Source organism: Massilia sp. MP_M2, from assembly GCF_039123635.1.
Taxonomy (GTDB): domain Bacteria; phylum Pseudomonadota; class Gammaproteobacteria; order Burkholderiales; family Burkholderiaceae_D; genus Telluria.
On sequence record NZ_JBCHJF010000002.1, the window covers coordinates 586,648 to 604,533 of the forward strand.

19 protein-coding genes are annotated in these 17,886 nt (G+C 62.5%); 17 read left to right on the forward strand and 2 right to left on the reverse strand.

Going from position 1 to position 17,886, the window contains the following annotated elements; translation table 11 throughout:
* Nucleotides 1-94: 94 nt before the first annotated feature.
* Both RCH14_RS07490 and RCH14_RS07495 read left to right on the forward strand, forming a co-directional pair.
* Complete coding sequence (locus tag RCH14_RS07490) at nt 95-1,408, forward strand: 23S rRNA (adenine(2030)-N(6))-methyltransferase RlmJ (protein WP_343025504.1); 1,314 nt, start codon at nt 95-97, stop codon at nt 1,406-1,408.
* Nucleotides 1,409-1,533: 125 nt separating this feature from the next.
* Entirely contained in the window at nt 1,534-2,802 is a 1,269-nt protein-coding gene (locus RCH14_RS07495; RefSeq protein WP_343025505.1) for an EAL domain-containing protein, read from the forward strand.
* Nucleotides 2,803-2,978: 176 nt separating this feature from the next.
* Here RCH14_RS07495 and RCH14_RS07500 read toward each other — a convergent pair whose 3' ends face one another.
* Nucleotides 2,979-3,728 (reverse strand): SAM-dependent methyltransferase, encoded by a 750-nt coding sequence (locus tag RCH14_RS07500; protein ID WP_343025506.1) that lies wholly within the window; start codon nt 3,726-3,728, stop codon nt 2,979-2,981.
* Between the two features lie 19 nt (nt 3,729-3,747).
* Complete coding sequence (locus tag RCH14_RS07505) at nt 3,748-4,362, reverse strand: Maf-like protein (protein ID WP_343025507.1); 615 nt, start codon at nt 4,360-4,362, stop codon at nt 3,748-3,750.
* 96 nt (nt 4,363-4,458) lie between these two features.
* Here RCH14_RS07505 and RCH14_RS07510 point away from each other — a divergent pair, with 96 nt between their 5' ends.
* The 15 genes from RCH14_RS07510 to lepB all read left to right on the forward strand — a co-directional run bounded on the left by RCH14_RS07510 (nt 4,459) and on the right by lepB (nt 17,884).
* Entirely contained in the window at nt 4,459-4,956 is a 498-nt protein-coding gene (locus RCH14_RS07510) for a YceD family protein (protein WP_343025508.1), read from the forward strand.
* A 250-nt stretch (nt 4,957-5,206) separates the two neighbouring features.
* The gene (gene rpmF / locus RCH14_RS07515; protein ID WP_028104096.1) at nt 5,207-5,389 is read left to right on the forward strand and encodes a 50S ribosomal protein L32; all 183 of its coding nucleotides are present in this window, start codon (nt 5,207-5,209) and stop codon (nt 5,387-5,389) included.
* 212 nt (nt 5,390-5,601) lie between these two features.
* Nucleotides 5,602-6,672 carry a phosphate acyltransferase PlsX gene (gene plsX / locus RCH14_RS07520; protein WP_343025509.1) on the forward strand — a complete coding sequence of 357 codons (1,071 nt, stop codon included), beginning with the start codon at nt 5,602-5,604 and terminating at the stop codon, nt 6,670-6,672.
* Nucleotides 6,673-6,691: 19 nt separating this feature from the next.
* Nucleotides 6,692-7,678 (forward strand): beta-ketoacyl-ACP synthase III, encoded by a 987-nt coding sequence (locus tag RCH14_RS07525; protein ID WP_343025510.1) that lies wholly within the window; start codon nt 6,692-6,694, stop codon nt 7,676-7,678.
* A 67-nt stretch (nt 7,679-7,745) separates the two neighbouring features.
* Entirely contained in the window at nt 7,746-8,681 is a 936-nt protein-coding gene (fabD, locus tag RCH14_RS07530) for an ACP S-malonyltransferase (protein WP_343025511.1), read from the forward strand.
* A 39-nt stretch (nt 8,682-8,720) separates the two neighbouring features.
* On the forward strand, nt 8,721-9,458 hold the full coding sequence (fabG, locus tag RCH14_RS07535) for a 3-oxoacyl-ACP reductase FabG (protein WP_343025512.1): 738 nt from the start codon (nt 8,721-8,723) through the stop codon (nt 9,456-9,458).
* Between the two features lie 212 nt (nt 9,459-9,670).
* Nucleotides 9,671-9,910: an acyl carrier protein gene (gene acpP / locus RCH14_RS07540; RefSeq protein ID WP_020653257.1), complete on the forward strand. Its 240-nt coding sequence runs from the start codon at nt 9,671-9,673 to the stop codon at nt 9,908-9,910.
* Nucleotides 9,911-9,953: 43 nt separating this feature from the next.
* Nucleotides 9,954-11,201, forward strand: a complete 1,248-nt coding sequence (fabF, locus tag RCH14_RS07545; RefSeq protein WP_343025513.1) for a beta-ketoacyl-ACP synthase II — start codon at nt 9,954-9,956, stop codon at nt 11,199-11,201.
* 183 nt (nt 11,202-11,384) lie between these two features.
* Nucleotides 11,385-11,948, forward strand: coding sequence for a protein YgfX (locus tag RCH14_RS07550; RefSeq protein WP_343025514.1), 564 nt, complete (start codon nt 11,385-11,387; stop codon nt 11,946-11,948).
* A gap of 53 nt (nt 11,949-12,001) precedes the next feature.
* On the forward strand, nt 12,002-12,604 hold the full coding sequence (rpoE, locus tag RCH14_RS07555; RefSeq protein WP_343025515.1) for an RNA polymerase sigma factor RpoE: 603 nt from the start codon (nt 12,002-12,004) through the stop codon (nt 12,602-12,604).
* Between the two features lie 72 nt (nt 12,605-12,676).
* The gene (locus RCH14_RS07560) at nt 12,677-13,081 is read left to right on the forward strand and encodes a sigma-E factor negative regulatory protein (RefSeq protein WP_343025516.1); all 405 of its coding nucleotides are present in this window, start codon (nt 12,677-12,679) and stop codon (nt 13,079-13,081) included.
* A 130-nt stretch (nt 13,082-13,211) separates the two neighbouring features.
* Entirely contained in the window at nt 13,212-14,675 is a 1,464-nt protein-coding gene (locus tag RCH14_RS07565; RefSeq protein WP_343025517.1) for a DegQ family serine endoprotease, read from the forward strand.
* Entirely contained in the window at nt 14,675-14,980 is a 306-nt protein-coding gene (locus tag RCH14_RS07570) for a glutaredoxin family protein (RefSeq protein ID WP_343025518.1), read from the forward strand. Before RCH14_RS07565 ends, RCH14_RS07570 begins: the two co-directional genes overlap by 1 nt.
* Nucleotides 14,981-15,161: 181 nt before the next feature.
* Complete coding sequence (gene lepA, locus RCH14_RS07575; protein ID WP_343025519.1) at nt 15,162-16,955, forward strand: translation elongation factor 4; 1,794 nt, start codon at nt 15,162-15,164, stop codon at nt 16,953-16,955.
* On the forward strand, nt 16,955-17,884 hold the full coding sequence (gene lepB, locus RCH14_RS07580) for a signal peptidase I (RefSeq protein WP_343025520.1): 930 nt from the start codon (nt 16,955-16,957) through the stop codon (nt 17,882-17,884). Before lepA ends, lepB begins: the two co-directional genes overlap by 1 nt.
* Nucleotides 17,885-17,886: the final 2 nt, after the last annotated feature.

Sequence of the window (17,886 nt, forward strand, 5' to 3'; positions counted from 1 at the left end):
GCCGATTCCCAGCCGGGCCCGGTTGTAGTGGATAATGGTGCCTAATATCGCCGCCAGTTTCGCGCGGCAACGTCACTTTTAGGAATTCCAGCTTATGTTGAGCTACCGCCACGCCTTCCACGCGGGTAACCACGCCGATGTCCTCAAGCACTTCATCCAGGTGCAACTGCACCATTACATGAACCAGAAGGATGCGGCGTATACCTATATCGATACCCACTCGGGCGCCGGCGTGTACGCACTCGACAGTTTTCAGTCGACCAAGACCGCCGAATTCGATACCGGCATCGGCCCGCTGTGGACGCTCACTGACGTTCCGGCGCCGCTGAAGGAATACCTCGACCTGATCAAGGGCATGAACCCGAGCGGCAAGATGCGCTACTACCCGGGCTCGCCGTATGTCGCCGAGCAGATGGCGCGCGAGCAGGATCGCCTGCGCCTGTTCGAGCTGCATCCTGCCGATTGCAAGATCCTGGCCGATAACTTCCGCAAGCTCGACGCCCACAAGGCCGAGCAGGGCGAGCGCTCGCGCGGCCGCCGCGTGATGATCGACCGGGGCGACGGCTTCGACAGCATGAAGGCCTTGCTGCCGCCACCGTCGCGCCGCGCGCTGGTGCTGATCGACCCGCCGTACGAGGTCAAGGATGACTACAAGCGCGTCAAGGAAGCGCTCGACGATGCATTGGTGCGCTTCCCGAGCGGCATCTACGCAGTCTGGTATCCGGTGCTGCAGCGCATGGAATCGCGCCAGTTTGCCGATCGCCTGAAGCGCGTGCCGGCCAAGGAATGGCTGAACGTCACACTGACGATCCAGACCCCGACGCCGGACGGCACCGGTTTGCACAGCTCCGGCATGTTCATCCTGAACCCGCCATACACGCTCGAGCCGATCCTGCGCGAAGTGCTGCCGTATCTGGTGCGGGTGCTGGGCAAGGATGCCGGCGCGCGCTTCACGATCGAGAAGGGTACCCAGGTCACCGGTACGGCGCTGGGCCGTAGCGCCAGCCGCACCGATGGCGCTGCCGGCCTGCCGCGCCAGCCGATTGGCAATGCGCGCCGCGCCAGCCCGCTGTCGGGCAAGGGCAGTCTGCGCCTGCCGGGCCAAGTCATGCCGCGCGAAGGTGACGAGCCGGCAGTGCCGGTCAAGCCATCGCGTACGGGTACGGGCCGGCCAACGCAGGACGCGGTCCGGCCGGGCGCTGCACCGCGCACGAGTGCGCCAAAGAATGCTGCGCCACGCAACGCCGCACCCCGCGCGCCATCGCGCGCCGCGCCGGATGCTGCTGCCCGCGATGGCGCGCAGGCCACCCCGCGTCCACCGCGTGCACCGCGTACCGGAGGCGATCGCCCGGCAACGCCGGGCGCACCACGCACCGGGCGCACCCGCCAGGGTGGCGGTCGCAGCTAGCGTTTGTTTCGATGTCGAAATGCTAAGATTGGCATTTTTGTAGTATAGTCGCTATAGGTGGTGCGCTTGTGCGTGCCGCCGGCGCGCAGCCGTTCGCCGCGACAGTTTCCAGGAGTAATATTTCAATGCATGCTGATGCAACGGCAGCGGTCTTGGTGCCGTCTGACGATTTTTTCCTCGCACGGCAACCCATTCTCGGGCGCGACCAGCAGTTGCTGGCGTTCGAGCTGCTGTTTCGCGCCGCCGGCGAGGACGAAGACGCCAAGCTGACCGATGGCGCCGCAGCCACAGCCGCCGTCATTTCGCATGCATCCCAGCTCGGTATGGAGCAGGTCGTGGGCGAGCAGCTCGCATTCGTCAACGTCGACGCCGTCGTACTGATGAGCGACTTCGTGCGCTTCCTGCAGCCGCACAAAGTCATCCTGGAAATCCTGGAAACCGTCAAGCCAACGCCGGAGTTGCTGGCGCGGGTGGCCGAACTGAAAAACCTCGGCTTCAAGTTTGCCGTCGACGATGTCATCGAGCATTCGCGCGAACTCGATCAGCTCATTTCGCTGATCGACATCATCAAGGTCGACATCAAGGGCGTGGCCCCGGATGCGCTGGGGGATCTGGTCGCGTCACTGAAAAAGACCGGCAAGCGCCTGCTGGCTGAAAAAGTCGAGACAATCGACGAGTTCAACCTGTGCATGGAACTCGGTTTCGAATACTTCCAGGGATATTATTTTGCGCGGCCCGTGATTCTCAGCGGCCGCAAGATCGCCCCGACCGAAGTCGTGCTGCTGCGTTTGCTGGAGCTGATCAATTCCAATGCCGACAACCAGGCCATCGAGACGGCCGTCAAGCGCGACGCCCTGGTCAGCCTGAACCTGCTGCGGCTGGTCAATAGCCGCGCGGTGCCGGGTCCGCGCATCGAATCGCTGGCGCAGGCGCTGGCGGTGCTGGGCCGGCGCCAGCTGGGCCGCTGGCTGCAGATCCTGCTCTACACGGCCGCGGGTGCACAAGTCTCGCTCGATTCACCGTTGCTGCAACTGGCCACCACGCGTGGCAAGCTGCTCGAACTGATGACATTGCGCGTGCGCCCCGGCGACACGGCCAGCGCCGACCGCGCCTTCACCGTGGGCATCATGTCGCTGGCCGAAGCGCTGTTTTCGGTGCGGATGGCCGAGATCCTCGTGCACGTCGAGATCGCGCATGACGTGCGCGACGCGCTGATCGACCGTGATGGTGACTTCGGCACGATGCTGCGCATCGCCGAATTGCTCGAAGCCGCGCAAGGTGGCCGCAAGCTCAGTGCCGAACTCAAAAAGATCGGCCTGACGGTGGCCGAGGTGCGCGAGATTGAACTGGCGGCGTTCGACTGGGTCCGTGAACTGACCCACGACGTGCACTAGGGAAGTACTGATTTATTCTGGGGGATGGAATTGGCTGCGGAAAAAGCCACCATGCAAGGCGCAAATCGCAGCAATAGCGGGCGATTGCGAGAATTTGCAACGCCGCAGGGTGGCTATTTTCCGCGCCCAGTCCGCAGCCATGAATTAATCAGTGCTTCCAAGGTTCGACCGCTCCCTTATTGCCCCAGCAGCAGGAACACGGTCGGCTTCTTGTGGAAGTCCGGCCCCTTGTTCGCCCCCAGCGCCGCTTTCCACTTCGCGGCCGTCATGGTGCGCACCGATTCGCTCGGCAGCGACAGGTCGGTCGCCACGCATACCAGCGTACCCGGCTGGCAACCCGCTACCAGTGCCTCGAGCATCGCGCCATTGCGGTACGGCGTCTCGATGAAAAGTTGCGTCTGGCGTTCGCCGCGTGAGCGGGTTTCCAGCTCGCGGATGCGTTTCGTGCGCAGCGCCGCGTCGGTCGGCAGGTAGCCGTTGAAAGCAAAGCTCTGGCCATTCAAGCCGCTGGCCATGACGGCCAGCAGCAGCGACGACGGGCCCACCAGCGGCCGCACGGCAATCCCGTGCTGATGCGCCAGGCGCACGAGGTCGGCGCCGGGATCGGCCACGGCCGGCACGCCCGCTTCCGACACCAGGCCCGCATCGCGCCCTGCCAGCAGTGGCGCCAGCAACTGCGTCAGCGCCGCGGCCGGCGTGTTCACGTTCAGTTCGGCGATCTCGATTTCCTGCAGCGGCTTGGCCAATGGATGGTCGATGGCGATCAGTTTCAAAAATGCACGTGCAGTTTTGGCGTTTTCGGCGACGAAGTAGTCGAGCGAGCTGGTCAGTGCTTGCACCTGCGTGGGCAGCAGGCCGTTCAGGCAGCCGGACGCGGCGTCGAGTGGGCCGAGGGTATTGGGAATCAGGTACAGGGTGCCGGGCATGGTCGTTTCAGGTGAGTAATCAGGTGCCGAAGAAGCGCACGCCGGCGCGCCGCAGCATGCCGGTCAGGGCAATGAGCGGCAAGCCGGTGAGGGCGGTCGGGTCAAGCGAGTGAATGTGGTCGATCAAGGCAATCCCCAGGCCTTCGTTCTTGGCGCTGCCGGCGCAGTCGTATGGCTGCTCGATGCGCAGGTAGGCATCGAGCTCGGCATCCGGCAGGTCGCGAAAGCGCACGCGCACCTGCACATTCTCCACCTGGACGGCAGCAGCAGGTGCGACGACGCGCCCGTCCCACAGGCAAAGGGCCGTATGAAACACGACTTCACGGCCGCGCATCAGTTGCAGCTGCGCCAGCGCGCGCGCATGGTCGCCCGGCTTGCCGATCTGCAGATCGTCGAGGGTGGCGACCTGGTCGGAGCCGATCACAAGCGCGCCCGGATGCAGGCGCGCCACGGCCTTGGCCTTGGCACGCGCCAGTCGCAGCGCGGTCGCTGGCGGCGTTTCGCCTGGCAGCGGGGTCTCATCGAGATCGGGTGCGATCGCCTCGAACGGCAGGCCGAGCCGGCCCAGCAATTCGCGCCGGTACGCCGAGCTCGAGGCGAGGATCAGGCGGGGCGGGGTGGAACTTGGTAACATGCGGCCCTCGGGATAAATCGACAGCGAAGCCACAGTTTCATGGCGCTGCGGTGAAAAGCCTGCTATTATCGCAGGTTTTCCGGGACGACTTTCTAAATGAGCGCTTTCATCATTGATGCCTTCGAGTTTTGCAAGAGCGATGGTTTTCGTGAAGGCAGCACGCCCCTGGTCGAGATGGCCCGGTTGGCCGAAGAGAGTTCCGAAAAAGGCGGTGACATCCGTTGGACGATGCAAGGTGGCCAAACACGTCACGGTTACCCGTCGCTGACCCTCGAGGTCGCCGGTCACGTGAAGCTGGAATGCCAGCGTTGCTTGCAGCCCATGGATTACGAGATCGATTCGTCGACCATGCTGGTGCTGGGCAAGGATGACGAAGAGGCCGATGCCATCGAGATCGTTCTCGACGACGATAGCATCGACGTCATCGTCGGCAGCCGCACCTGCGATATTCGCCAGTTGCTCGAAGACGAAGCCCTGCTGGCCTTGCCGCAGTCGCCAAAGCACGATGTCTGCCCAGAAACGAAGCTGCTCGACAGCCTGAAGAACCAGAAGCCGTCGCCATTTGCCGGCCTCAAGAATATCAAGACAGAATGAATTAGTACCAAACATAGCAGGATCGGTTTCGCAGTACGGTGGCGGCAGCGTAGAAAGAATGTCGCCCAAAATTTGCAAAGAATGTGTCAGACGCGTGCAGCGCTCGAGTATGGCATTGGTAGTAGAAGTAGACGGAAACGTGTCGGCAATCCCGGGGGAGTTCCTTGAAGATTGCTGCTGGGATACTCGATGCGCAAATCGTTGCACGTCGAATGTGTTAAAATTTTAGAACTTAGTATTAGGAGTTATCATGGCTGTTCAGCAGAATAAAAAATCCCCATCGAAGCGCGGTATGCACCGTTCGCACGACTTCCTGGTTGCACCAAACCTGGCAGTCGAGCCAACCACCGGCGAAACGCACCTGCGTCACCACATCAGCCCGAACGGTTTCTACCGTGGTCGCAAAGTTCTGAAGACCAAAAACGACGAGTAATCGACGTCCTGGCTTTTAGAACCATGAAAGCGGCGCAACGTATGTTATCTGCGTGGCGCCGCTTTTTCTTTGGCATCTGCTCAGGCATTTTCTGCATCACGGGCATGCGTTTCGCCCCGTCATGTTGAGCAGCGCGGATCCTGTGCGCCTCCTGGCGACGAATCGATCCCATCTGGCCGCCAGTCCTGTGTGAGCCGCGGCATTCCCAATACATGACCATAAAAATTTCCATTGACTGCATGGGTGGCGATCACGGCCCGTCAGTAACCATTCCGGCAGCAATCTCGTTCCTGAAAAAGCAGGATGACGCCGAGCTCGTGCTCGTGGGCGTCGAAGACGTGCTGCGCGCAGAACTCAAGAAACACCACGCGGACAAATTGCCGCGTCTCACGATCAAGCACGCGTCCGAAATCGTCGCGATGGACGATCCGATCGAAGTGGCCCTGCGCCGCAAGAAGGATTCGTCGATGCGCGTGGCGATCGAGCTGGTGAAAGACGGCAGTGCCAATGCCTGCGTCTCGGCCGGCAACACCGGCGCCCTGATGGCCGTCTCGCGCTATGTGCTCAAGACGATGCCCGGCGTCGACCGTCCGGCGATCTGCTCGATCATGCCGAACCAGAAGAATGGCCCGACCTACATCCTGGACCTGGGTGCGAACGTCGATTGCGAACCGCATCACCTGCACCAGTTCGCCATCATGGGCTCGGTGCTGTGCTCGGCCATCGAAGGTATTCCCCGCCCGACCATTGGCCTGCTCAATGTGGGCACTGAAGACATCAAGGGTAACGAGGTGGTCAAGGCCACCGGCGTGCTGCTGCGCGACGATGCGGCCCGCGGCAAGCTCAATTTCTACGGCAACGTCGAAGGCAATGATATTTTCAAGGGCACCGTCGACGTCGTCGTCTGCGACGGTTTCGTCGGCAACGTGATGCTCAAGGCGATCGAAGGCCTGTCGCGGTTCATGAAGACGACGTTCAAGGGCGACATCATGTCGATGGTCGGCGCCGTGTTCGCACGCAAGGCCCTGAAGAAACTCAATCCGGAACGCTACAATGGCGCCGGTCTGCTGGGCCTGAAGGGCCTGGTGTTCAAGAGCCACGGTGGCGCCAACGCCTATTCGTTCGAATGGGCGATCAAGCGTGCCTACGAGGCCGCGCACAATAATGTGCAAGAACAGTTGTCGGCACTAATTACCGAGCTGATGCCGAATTCAACGGGCGCTGCCGAAGCGCCCATGCCGGTGCTTGAACCCGTGTCCACGATCGAGCGCCAGGCGCAATAACCGAGCGGATGGTGAAGCAATGACCCTGTACAGCAAAATCACCGGCACCGGCAGCTACCTGCCGGCCAATCGTGTCACCAATGAAGCACTGGCCAAGCGGCTGGCCGCGCAGGGTGTCGAGACGTCGCACGAATGGATCGTTACCCGCAGCGGCATCGAGGCGCGCCACTTTGCCGCTGCCGACGAACTCTCGTCTGACCTCGCCGTGCACGCCGCGCGCCGGGCGCTCGCCATGGCCGACCGCCAGGCGAGCGACGTCGACCTCGTCATCGTCGCCAGTTCGACCCCCGACTTCCACGGCAGCTTCCCGAGCACGGCCTGCATCGTCCAGCAAAAGCTGGGCATGGCCAATGGCAGCGCCGCCTTCGACGTGCAGGCGGTCTGCAGCGGCTTCGTCTACGCCTTGTCAACGGCCGACGCGTTCATCCGCGCCGGCAACCACAAGCGCGTGCTCGTGATCGGGTCCGAGATTTTCTCGCGCATCGTCGACTTCAACGACCGTGGCACCTGTGTGCTGTTCGGCGACGGCGCCGGCGCGGTGCTGCTCGAAGTGTCGAACGAGCCGGGCATCCTGGCGACCAAACTGCACGCCGACGGCAGTCATGCCGACATCCTGTCGATCCCTGGCAACCTGGCTGGCGGCGCGGTTGCCGGCAGCGGTTTCCTGCACATGGACGGCCCGGCGGTATTCAAGCTGGCCGTGTCGGTGCTCGAGAAAGTCGCGCACGAAGTGCTCAATACCGCCGGCGTCACGCCGGACCAGATCGACTGGCTGGTGCCACACCAGGCCAATATCCGCATCATGAACGGCACCGCCAAAAAGCTCGGCCTGCCGCTGGAAAAAATGGTCGTCACCGTCAATGAGCACGGCAATACCTCGGCCGCCTCGATTCCGCTGGCGCTTGACCAGGCGGTGCGCGATGGCCGCATCAAGCCGGGCCAGAACGTGCTGATGGAAGGCGTCGGCGGCGGCTTTACCTGGGGCGCCGTGCTGGCGCGCATGTAACGAGTCGCACACCGCGTCGCGCTCACCGGCGGCACACCCAAGAACCAATTACTACGGACATATCACGATGAGTCACTTCGCATTCCTGTTTACCGGACAAGGCGCCCAGGCAGTGGGCATGTTGAACGGTTTCGCCGGCAACCCGGTTGTCGACCAGACCGTGCAAGAAGCCTCCGATGCCCTCGGTGTTGATCTGCAGCGCCTGATCGCCGACGGCCCGAAAGAAAACCTCGATCTCACCACCAACACCCAGCCGGTCATGCTGACCGCCGCCGTGGCCGTGTACCGCGCCTGGATCGCGGCCGGCGGCCCGGTGCCGGCAGTCGTTGCCGGCCACAGCCTGGGCGAATACTCGGCGCTGGTTGCCGCTGGCGTCATCCCGTTTGCCGACGCCGTGCCGCTGGTGCGCTTTCGCGCGCAGTCGATGCAGGACGCGGTACCGGTCGGGCAGGGCGGCATGGCCGTCATCCTCGGCCTGCAAGCCGACGATGTGCGCGCGGTCTGTGCCGAAGCCGCACAGGGCGAGGTCGTCGAAGCGGTCAACTTCAACGAACCGACCCAGATCGTGATCGCCGGCCACACCGCTGCGGTCGAGCGCGCCTGCGAGATCGCCAAGGCCAAGGGCGCCAAGCGCGCCATGAAGCTGTCGGTTTCGGCGCCGTTTCACTCGTCGCTGCTGAAACCCGCATCCGACCGCCTGCGCGAGTACATGCGCACGCTGACCTTTGCCGCGCCGCAGATCCCGGTCATCAACAACGTCGATGTCGCTGTGCTGAGCGATCCGGAGCAGATCAAGGATGCGCTGGTGCGCCAGGCCGCCGGACCGGTACGCTGGGTCGAGACCATGCAGAAGATGGCGCAGGACGGTGTCACGCAGGTGATCGAATGCGCACCGAGCAAGACCCTCGTGGGCATGGCCAAGCGCATCGATCCGGCGCTGGTCGGCGAAGCGCTGGTCGACCAGGCTGCGCTGGAGCGCGTGCTGGCCACGTTCAAGGCGTGATGCCGGCGCTGCACCACTAACCCCAACAAGAGGATCACCATGAATCTGGAAAATCAAGTCGCCCTGATCAGCGGCGCATCGCGCGGCATCGGCAAGGCCATCGCTCTCGAACTGGCACGCCAGGGCGCGAAAGTCGTCGGCACTGCCACCAGCGACGCCGGCGCGCAGGCGATCTCGGACTACCTGGCGCCGTTCGGCGGCAAGGGCGTCGTCCTGAACGTGCTCGACAGCGAGCGCTGCGCGGCCGTCGTGGCGGATGTGCAGAAGGAATTCGGCAGCCTGTCGATCCTCGTGAACAATGCCGGCATCACCCAGGACAACCTGGCCATGCGCATGAAGGATGACGAGTGGGATGGCGTGATCGCCACCAACCTGACCGCAGTCGGCCGTCTGTCGCGTCTGGTGCTGCGCGGGATGATGAAGGCCAAGGCGGGCCGCATCATCAACATCACGTCGGTGGTGGGCGCAGCGGGTAACCCGGGCCAGATGAACTATGCCGCTGCCAAGGCCGGCGTGGCCGGCATGACCCGCGCGCTGGCGCGCGAGATCGGCAGCCGCAACATCACCGTCAATTGCGTCGCGCCGGGTTTCATCGATACCGACATGACCAAGTCGCTGGGCGACGACCAGCACGCTGCACTGCTGACCCAGATTCCGCTGGGCCGCCTAGGCCAGCCGGAGGACATCGCGCATGCGGTGGCGTTCCTGGCTGGAGCGCAAGCGGCCTACATCACGGGCACCGAGCTGCACGTGAACGGCGGCATGTACATGAATTAAGTATATTAGGCATCGCGTAAGGAATCAGCACGAATAAAGGGAAGGATTGCACGCTAATTGGCCCCGTTTGAACAGGACGATATGGGTGCAATCCCGACTTTTAGCAGGACTTTCCGGCGAGTTAGGCGCAGTCGCCGAAAATAGTTTTTCAGGTCGCAAACCTGATAAAATGCGCGCACTTTCCGCAACACATACCTTAATGGAGCTACAACATGTCGGATATCGAACAACGCGTTAAAAAAATCGTCGCTGAGCAACTGGGTGTTGCTGAAGCCGACATCAAAATCGAATCCTCGTTCGTTGACGACCTCGGTGCTGACTCGCTGGACACCGTCGAGCTGGTGATGGCTCTGGAAGATGAGTTCGAAATGGAAATCCCTGACGAACAGGCTGAGAAAATCACCACCGTCAAGCAAGCCATCGACTACGCCACCGCGCACGTCAAAGCGTAAGTCGGGGCTTGGGTAGTCGCTTTACAGTTTTTGGGAGAATCGCTTGAGTCGTTCACGCAACCGCCGTGTCGTCGTCACTGGCCTGGGTTGCATTTCGCCAATCGGTAACACTGTTACCGAAGCGTGGGATGCAGCGCTGGCTGGCAAGTCGGGTATTGCCGCCATCACCAAGTTTGATGCGTCGCAATTCACGACCCACTTCGCTGGTGAAGTAAAGAACTTCGTCGTCGAGGATTACCTGCCAGGCAAAGAAGGCCGCCACATGGATAGCTTTATCCATTACGGCATGGCAGCCGGCATCCAGGCCCTGCAGGATTCGGGCCTGGTTGTCACCGAAGAGAATGCAGATCGCATCGGCGTGGTGATCGGTTCGGGCATCGGCGGCTTGCCGCTGATCGAAGCCACCAAAGAGGAATACATGAACCGCGGCGCACGCCGTATTTCGCCATTCTTCGTGCCAGCCTCGATTATCAACATGATTTCGGGCGATCTCTCGATCAAGTTCGGCCTGCGTGGCCCGAACCTGGCCATCGTTACCGCTTGCACCACCGGCCTGCACAGCATCGGCGCGGCAGCGCGTCTGATCGAATACGGCGACGCCGACGTGATGATCGCGGGCGGCGCCGAGTCGACCGTGTCGCCACTCGGCCTGGGCGGCTTCGCCTCGGCACGCGCGCTGTCGACCCGCAACGATGATCCGGCCACGGCCTCGCGTCCGTGGGACCGCGACCGCGACGGCTTTGTGCTGGGCGAGGGCGCCGGTGTCATGGTTGTCGAAGAGTATGAACACGCTGTCGCGCGTGGCGCCCGCATCTATGCTGAAGTCATCGGCTTCGGCATGAGCGCGGACGCCAACCACATCACCTCGCCGGTCGAGGATGGCAGTGGCGCGGCGCGTTGCATGGTCAATGCGCTCAACAACGCCGGTATCAATGCCGACCAGGTGCAGTACGTGAATGCGCACGGCACCTCGACGCCATTGGGCGATGCCGCAGAAGTGCGCGGCATCAAGCGCGTGTTTGGCGACCATGCCAAGAAGATTGTCGTGAATTCGACCAAGTCGATGACCGGCCACCTGCTCGGTGGCGCCGGCGGCCTGGAATCGGTGTTTACGGTACTGGCGATCCATCACCAGATCTCGCCGCCAACGATCAACATCTTCAACCAGGATCCCGAGTGCGACCTGGACTTCTGCGCCAACACGGCGCGTGAGATGCAGATCGATTACGCGGTGAAGAACTCGTTCGGTTTCGGCGGTACCAACGGTACCCTCGTTTTCGCAAAAATCTGAACTTGACCAGCCCCATCCCGGTCCAACGGGATGGGCGCTTCCTGTAGCCCGGTTCGTTGCCCGCTTGTCGTTCTACAGCGGTGATGCTCCGGTGCTGGCGGCAAAGTCCGCAGCTTGCCCGCCGGGCCAGCAGATCCTGTCGATCCAGCCTATTTCTGTTTCCCTCGTTGTATGAACTGTGCGGTGTCTGTCATCGTCCGGCCGTCGCGTCGCCTGGTTTGGCTGTGTGCCGGGTTCGGCGGCGCCCTCTTTGCGACTGCATCCGTCGCTGGCCTCGGCACGCCTGAACGCTTCGCATTTGGCTGGCTCGGCGCTCTCGCACCACTGGTCGGCGCCGCGGCGCTGGCGTGGCCACTGGTCGGCGCACGTCGCCTTTTCGCGGCTTGCCCACCGGCCCATTCCCAGGTGCTTTTGCACGGATTTGGAACGGCGCGCCGCCTTGATATTTCTGGACTTGGGGAGCTACGCCTGACGGTACAACAAGAGATGCGCGCAGTGGATTCGGCAGGCGCAGCGCCACCAGCAGGCTCAACCGGTCGCATACCCGCGGGTGTCGCGGTAACGCTGTTGCCTGGGGCGACGCTCTGGCCTGGCTGCATTCTGCTGCGTCTGCGCACGGCAGCCGGCAAGACCGTCTCGCTCATCGTCTTGTCCGACAGCGTATCGCCGGGCGACTTCCGTGCGCTGTCCGTGGCCGTGCGGTCGTTGGCGCAGGGGGCGCACGACGAAGCGACAAAAATACTTTGAACTTATTGCAGGAGATCAACTCTTAGGAGAGGGTCGCCAATGGGGCATGGTCCGTGACGACAGAACGCGAGTGTGATCAGTTGCTGGTGGAGCGCGTGCAGGCAGGGGAGCAGAAGGCATTCGATTTGCTCGTCTCCAAGTACCAGCGCCGCTTGATGCGCCTGGTGTCGCGTCTTGTTCATGATCCGGCCGAAGCCGAAGACGTCGTGCAGGAAACGTTCATCAAGGCATATCGGGCACTGCGCCACTTTCGCGGTGATTCCGCGTTTTATACCTGGCTTTATCGGATAGGAATCAATACGGCCAAGAATTACCTGGTGACCCAAGGCAGGCGCGCGCCGACCTCGACCGAGACGGATGCCGAAGGCGCCGAAGGCTTCGATGACGCAGACAGTCTGCGTGACATCAATACCCCGGAGTCAATGCTCGCCACCAAGCAGATCGCTCACACGGTGAACGCGGCCATGGAAGCGCTGCCGCTGGAACTACGCACGGCCATTGTCTTGCGTGAAATAGAAGGACTCAGCTACGAAGAAATATCCGAAGTCATGGCCTGTCCCATCGGTACGGTGCGCAGTCGTATTTTTCGGGCGCGCGAGGTCATTGCCGAAAAATTGCGGCCTTTGCTTGAATTTCCGGTTGACAAACGACGCTAGGTAGCGGGATCGTACGAACACAGCTTTAACACTGAACACACCGTGAACATACCGACGTCGACAGACACCCCGATGGACACCAACGAAACATTACGCGCGCATATTTCTGCACTGGTCGATGGCGAGTTGCCGCAGGCCGATGCCGAGCTTGCGTTTGCCGCACTTCAAGAGAAGGATGGCAAAGAGGCGTGGGATCGATATCACCTGATCAGGGATGCGCTGCGCGCCACGCCGGCGCCAGACGTGTCCCCCGATTTTGCCGAACGTCTGGCGGCGCGTCTGGCACAGACGCTGGGGGTAGTGCCGCCCGATCGCGGCGACAGCGACAGCGACAGCGACAGCGACAGCGACAGCGACAGCGACAGCGACAGCGACAAGCGCAGCCGCAGCGGCCGGGGCAGCGTCGACAATCGCCGCAATGGCGTCACCGATCCAGTTGACCTGACGGCGATCCTGGCCAATCCCGGCACGTCGTAAGTCGCGCTTCCTGCAAACCGAGCCGCCAGGCAGTGCAGCCCGGACGCCGTGCACGCGACGCCGGGCGCCGCGACAAAGCGCCGTTTTTGGCTTACCATTTGGTCAATCTTAGCCATTCAACAGCGAATCCATGACCAGTAAAACTGCCAGCCTGCTTTTGTCGGCACTGCTTGTGTCCGGCACCTCCGCACTGTATCTGTCGCCTGCCCACGCCGCTGGCGCCGCCCCTGTTTCCGCACCCACCGTGACCGGCTTGCCCGACTTCACCGACGTGATCGACAAGGTCGGCCCGGCGGTCGTGAATATCCGCACCACCGAGCGTGTCAGCACGCGCGGCGGCGCACCCGGCGAAGCAGAAATGCAGGAATTCCTGCGCCGCTTCTTCGGTGGCCAGATGCCGCAGCGGGGCGGCCGGCGCGGGCCGCCGCATGCCGAAGAAGAGCGCGAAGTCCAGCGCGGCGTCGGTTCCGGCTTCATCATTTCGGGCGACGGCTTCGTGCTGACCAATGCCCACGTCGTCGAGGGCGCCGACGAAGTCACGGTCACGCTGACCGACCGGCGCGAATTCAAGGCCAAGGTGCTGGGCACCGACCGCCGCTCGGATGTCGCCTTGCTCAAGCTGACGGCCACCAACCTGCCGTACCTGCGCACCGGTGACTCGAGCAAGATCCGTGTCGGCGAATGGGTGCTGGCGATCGGCTCCCCGTTCGGCCTCGAAAACACCGTTACGGCCGGCATTATTTCGGCCAAGTCGCGCGACACGGGCGAATACCTGCCGCTGATCCAGAGCGACGTAGCGGTCAATCCCGGCAACTCGGGTGGTCCGTTGATCAATATGCGCGGTGAAGTCATTGGCATCAATTCGCAGATCGCCACCTTGTCCGGCGCGTACAACGGCATCTCGTTCGCGGTGCCGATCGATGAAGTCACGCGCGTGTCCGAGCAACTCAAGGCCAGCGGCAAGGTCACGCGCGGGCGCATGGGTGTGCAGATCAGCGAAGTCACGCGCGACGTGGCCGAGTCGCTGGGCCTGGGCAAGGCGCGCGGCGCCGAGGTGTCGATGGTCGAGGCAGGCGGGCCGGCCGAGAAGGGCGGCATCAAGGTCGGCGACATCATCCTGGCATTCAACAAGCAGCCGGTCGAGACCACGCGCGACCTGCCGCGCCTGGTGGGCGCCGCCAAGGTCGGCAGCCGTGCCAGCGTGACCGTCTGGCGTCGCGGCGCGCAGCTCGAGGTGCCCGTCACGATTGTCGAGCTGCAGGACGACAAATCGACGCCCGGCAAACCCGCAGCGAAAAAACCGGCGCCAGGCGCGACCGCCAATGCGCTGGGCTTGAGCTTGGCGGCGATCCCGCAGGCCGACCGCCGCCAATTGGGCGTGGAAGGCGGCGTGCTGGTCGAGAACGCAACGGGCGCCGCGGCCAGCGCCGGCATCGAGCCGGGCGACGTGCTCCTGCAGTGGAACAATACGCCGCTGACGAGCGTCGAACAGTTCGCCGGTTTGCTCGCCAAGCATGACAAGGCGAAACCGGTGGCGCTGCTGGTACAGCGCGACGGTACCACGCAATACCTGACGGTCAAGCCGCGTCCCTGATGCGCGCAGTGCCCGCCGCGCTGCCGGTGTCGTTCACGCTGTATGCGCGCGGGTATTGCCACCTATGCGACGACATGCTGGCGGCGCTGCAGGCCCTGGAAACCCCCGCACTGCCGTTTGCCATCACCGTGCTGGACGTCGACGCCGATCCGGCGCTTGTGGCGCGCTTCGACGAGCTGGTGCCGGTGCTGTACGGGTCCCTCGATCAGCCCGAGCTGTGTCATTACTTCCTCGACCACGCCGCAGTGCTGGCCTACCTTGAGGGGCCGGCCCGAAATCCGGCTGGGCGGCCCGAAATCCGGTAAAATGCCGGGTTGGCGTGTTTCAAGACGGCCCTCCCCAGAATTGTTTGCTTTGCCATGGCGCTCGCCTGGGGACCGGCACGGCCCCGGCGCGGCGCTTTTTCTGTTTGCCGCGCGCGGCACGTGCACCCTGATTCAGTCGTATCCGCCGCATTCGCGGTCTATTTGGTTTTGAGCTCTGTTAATGAACAACATACGTAACTTCTCCATCATCGCCCACATCGACCACGGTAAATCGACCCTGGCTGACCGCATCATTCAGCTGTGCGGCGGCCTGTCTGACCGTGAAATGGATGCCCAGGTGCTCGATTCGATGGACCTGGAACGCGAGCGCGGCATCACCATCAAGGCCCAGACCGCGGCCCTGCATTACAAGGCGCGCGATGGCCAGGTCTATAACCTGAACCTGATCGACACGCCGGGCCACGTCGACTTCTCGTACGAAGTGAGCCGCTCGCTGTCCGCCTGCGAAGGCGCGCTGCTGGTCGTCGACGCGTCGCAGGGCGTGGAAGCCCAGACGGTCGCCAACTGCTATACCGCACTCGACCTGGGCGTCGAAGTGGTGCCGATCCTGAACAAGATCGACTTGCCGCACGCCGATCCGGACAACGCGCGCAAGGAAATCGAAGACGTCATCGGCATCGACGCCAGCGATGCGACGATGTGCTCGGCCAAGACGGGCCTGGGCATCGAAGACGTGCTGGAAACGCTGATCGCCCGCGTGCCGGCACCGAAAGGCGACGCCGATGCGCCGCTGCAGGCGCTGATCGTCGACTCGTGGTACGACCCGTATGTGGGTGTCGTGATGCTGGTGCGCGTGATCAACGGCACGCTGCGTCCGAAAGACAAGATCCTCCTGATGGCGACCGGTTCGGTGAACCTGGTCGAAAGCATCGGCGTGTTCACGCCGCGCTCGGTGTCGCTGCCTACGCTGTCGGCCGGGCAGGTGGGCTTCATCATCGCCGGCATCAAGGAACTGACCGCCGCGAAGGTCGGCGACACCGTCACCCTGGTCAACAAGCCGGCTGCCGAACCGCTGCCGGGCTTCAAGGAAGTGCAACCGCAGGTGTTCGCTGGCCTGTTCCCGGTCGAGGCCAACCAGTACGACGCGCTGCGTGATTCCCTTGAAAAGCTCAAGCTGAATGACGCCGCCCTGATGTACGAGCCAGAAGTCTCGCAGGCGCTGGGCTTTGGCTTCCGCTGCGGCTTCCTGGGCCTCTTGCACATGGAAATCGTGCAGGAGCGCCTCGAGCGCGAATTCGACATGGACCTGATCACGACGGCCCCGACCGTGGTGTACGAAGTCGAAATGCGCGACGGCACGATGATCCGCGTCGACAATCCATCGAAGATGCCGGAACCCTCGAAGATCAACGAAGTGCGCGAGCCGATCGTCGACGTCAATCTGTACATGCCACAAGAATACGTGGGCGCCGTGATGACGCTGTGTAACGGCAAGCGCGGCATCCAGATGGACATGGCCTACCACGGCCGCCAGGTGAAATTGCATTACGAAATCCCGATGGCCGAGATCGTGCTGGACTTCTTCGATCGCCTGAAGTCGACCTCGCGCGGTTATGCGTCGATGGATTACGAGTTCAAGGAAAACCGCGCCGCCGACGTCGTCAAGGTCGATATGCTGATCAACAGCGAGAAGGTCGATGCGTTGGCCATCATCGTCCACCGCGCCAATGCGCCGTACCGTGGCCGCCAGGTTGCCGCGAAGATGCGCGAGCTGATCCCGCGCCAGATGTTCGACGTGGCGATCCAGGCTGCCATTGGCGCGACGATCATTTCGCGTGAAAACGTGAAGGCGCTGCGCAAGAACGTGCTGGCCAAGTGCTACGGCGGCGATATTTCCCGTAAAAAGAAACTGCTTGAGAAACAAAAAGCAGGTAAAAAACGCATGAAGCAGGTCGGTTCGGTGGAGATTCCACAAGAGGCGTTCCTGGCGATCCTCCAGGTGGAAGACAAATAATGAACCTGCAACCCGTGTTGAGCAATTTTGCCCTGATTCTGTTCGTGCTGATGGTCATCACGGGCATCATCTGGTGCCTGGACCGGTTCGTGCTGGCCAAGGGCCGCCAGCGCGCCGCCGATGCCGCGCTGCGCGAGTACGATGCGCGCAACGCCAAGCTGGTGGCCGATGGCATCAAGGTCGACCACAACGGCAACCGCGCCGCGATCGAAGCTGCGCACCTGCGCCAGCCGACCTGGGTCGAGTATTCGGGTAGCTTCTTCCCGGTGATTGCGATGGTGTTCATCCTGCGCTCTTTCTTGTGGGAGCCGTTTAAAATCCCGTCGTCATCGATGGTGCCGACGCTGCTGGTGGGTGACTTTATCCTGGTGAACAAGTACACCTACGGTATTCGTCTGCCGATCATCAACAAAAAAATTATCCAGATCAATGACCCGCAGCGGGGCGACGTGATGGTATTTAAGTATCCCAAGGACATGAGCCAGGATTACATCAAGCGCGTCGTCGGCGTGCCTGGTGATACCATCAGCTACGAAGACAAGCGCCTGACCGTCAATGGCAAGGCCGTCGAGTACACGCCGCTGGACGATTACCTGGACGACCAGCATCCGGTCTACCACAAGCAGCTCGAAGAAAAACTGCCAAGCCCGGGCGGATTCACGCAACACCGCATTCTGAATACTGCCGACCGCCGAAGCTTCGACTTCGCCAGCGTCGATCAGTTCCCGCTGCGCGAAGCGTGCGATTACACGGACGACAAATTTACCTGCGTCGTGCCGGCCGGGCAGTATTTCATGATGGGCGACAACCGCGACAACAGCGCCGACAGCCGCTACTGGGGCTTTGTGCCGGACCGTAATGTCGTGGGCAAGGCGTTCGTCGTCTGGATGAACTTTGGCAACTTCAAGCGCGTTGGTGGCATTCATTAAAG

Coding starts and splice junctions, on each gene's coding strand:
- RCH14_RS07560 (WP_343025516.1), top strand. CDS start 12,677: ATGGACACCAACGAAACATTACGCGCGCATATTTCTGCACTGGTCGAT.
- rpmF (WP_028104096.1), top strand. CDS start 5,207: ATGGCTGTTCAGCAGAATAAAAAATCCCCATCGAAGCGCGGTATGCAC.
- RCH14_RS07525 (WP_343025510.1), top strand. CDS start 6,692: ATGACCCTGTACAGCAAAATCACCGGCACCGGCAGCTACCTGCCGGCC.
- RCH14_RS07565 (WP_343025517.1), top strand. CDS start 13,212: ATGACCAGTAAAACTGCCAGCCTGCTTTTGTCGGCACTGCTTGTGTCC.
- RCH14_RS07570 (WP_343025518.1), top strand. CDS start 14,675: ATGCGCGCAGTGCCCGCCGCGCTGCCGGTGTCGTTCACGCTGTATGCG.
- plsX (WP_343025509.1), top strand. CDS start 5,602: ATGACCATAAAAATTTCCATTGACTGCATGGGTGGCGATCACGGCCCG.
- lepB (WP_343025520.1), top strand. CDS start 16,955: ATGAACCTGCAACCCGTGTTGAGCAATTTTGCCCTGATTCTGTTCGTG.
- lepA (WP_343025519.1), top strand. CDS start 15,162: ATGAACAACATACGTAACTTCTCCATCATCGCCCACATCGACCACGGT.
- acpP (WP_020653257.1), top strand. CDS start 9,671: ATGTCGGATATCGAACAACGCGTTAAAAAAATCGTCGCTGAGCAACTG.
- RCH14_RS07490 (WP_343025504.1), top strand. CDS start 95: ATGTTGAGCTACCGCCACGCCTTCCACGCGGGTAACCACGCCGATGTC.
- RCH14_RS07495 (WP_343025505.1), top strand. CDS start 1,534: ATGCATGCTGATGCAACGGCAGCGGTCTTGGTGCCGTCTGACGATTTT.
- RCH14_RS07500 (WP_343025506.1), bottom strand. CDS start 3,728: ATGCCCGGCACCCTGTACCTGATTCCCAATACCCTCGGCCCACTCGAC.
- fabD (WP_343025511.1), top strand. CDS start 7,746: ATGAGTCACTTCGCATTCCTGTTTACCGGACAAGGCGCCCAGGCAGTG.
- fabG (WP_343025512.1), top strand. CDS start 8,721: ATGAATCTGGAAAATCAAGTCGCCCTGATCAGCGGCGCATCGCGCGGC.
- RCH14_RS07510 (WP_343025508.1), top strand. CDS start 4,459: ATGAGCGCTTTCATCATTGATGCCTTCGAGTTTTGCAAGAGCGATGGT.
- RCH14_RS07505 (WP_343025507.1), bottom strand. CDS start 4,362: ATGTTACCAAGTTCCACCCCGCCCCGCCTGATCCTCGCCTCGAGCTCG.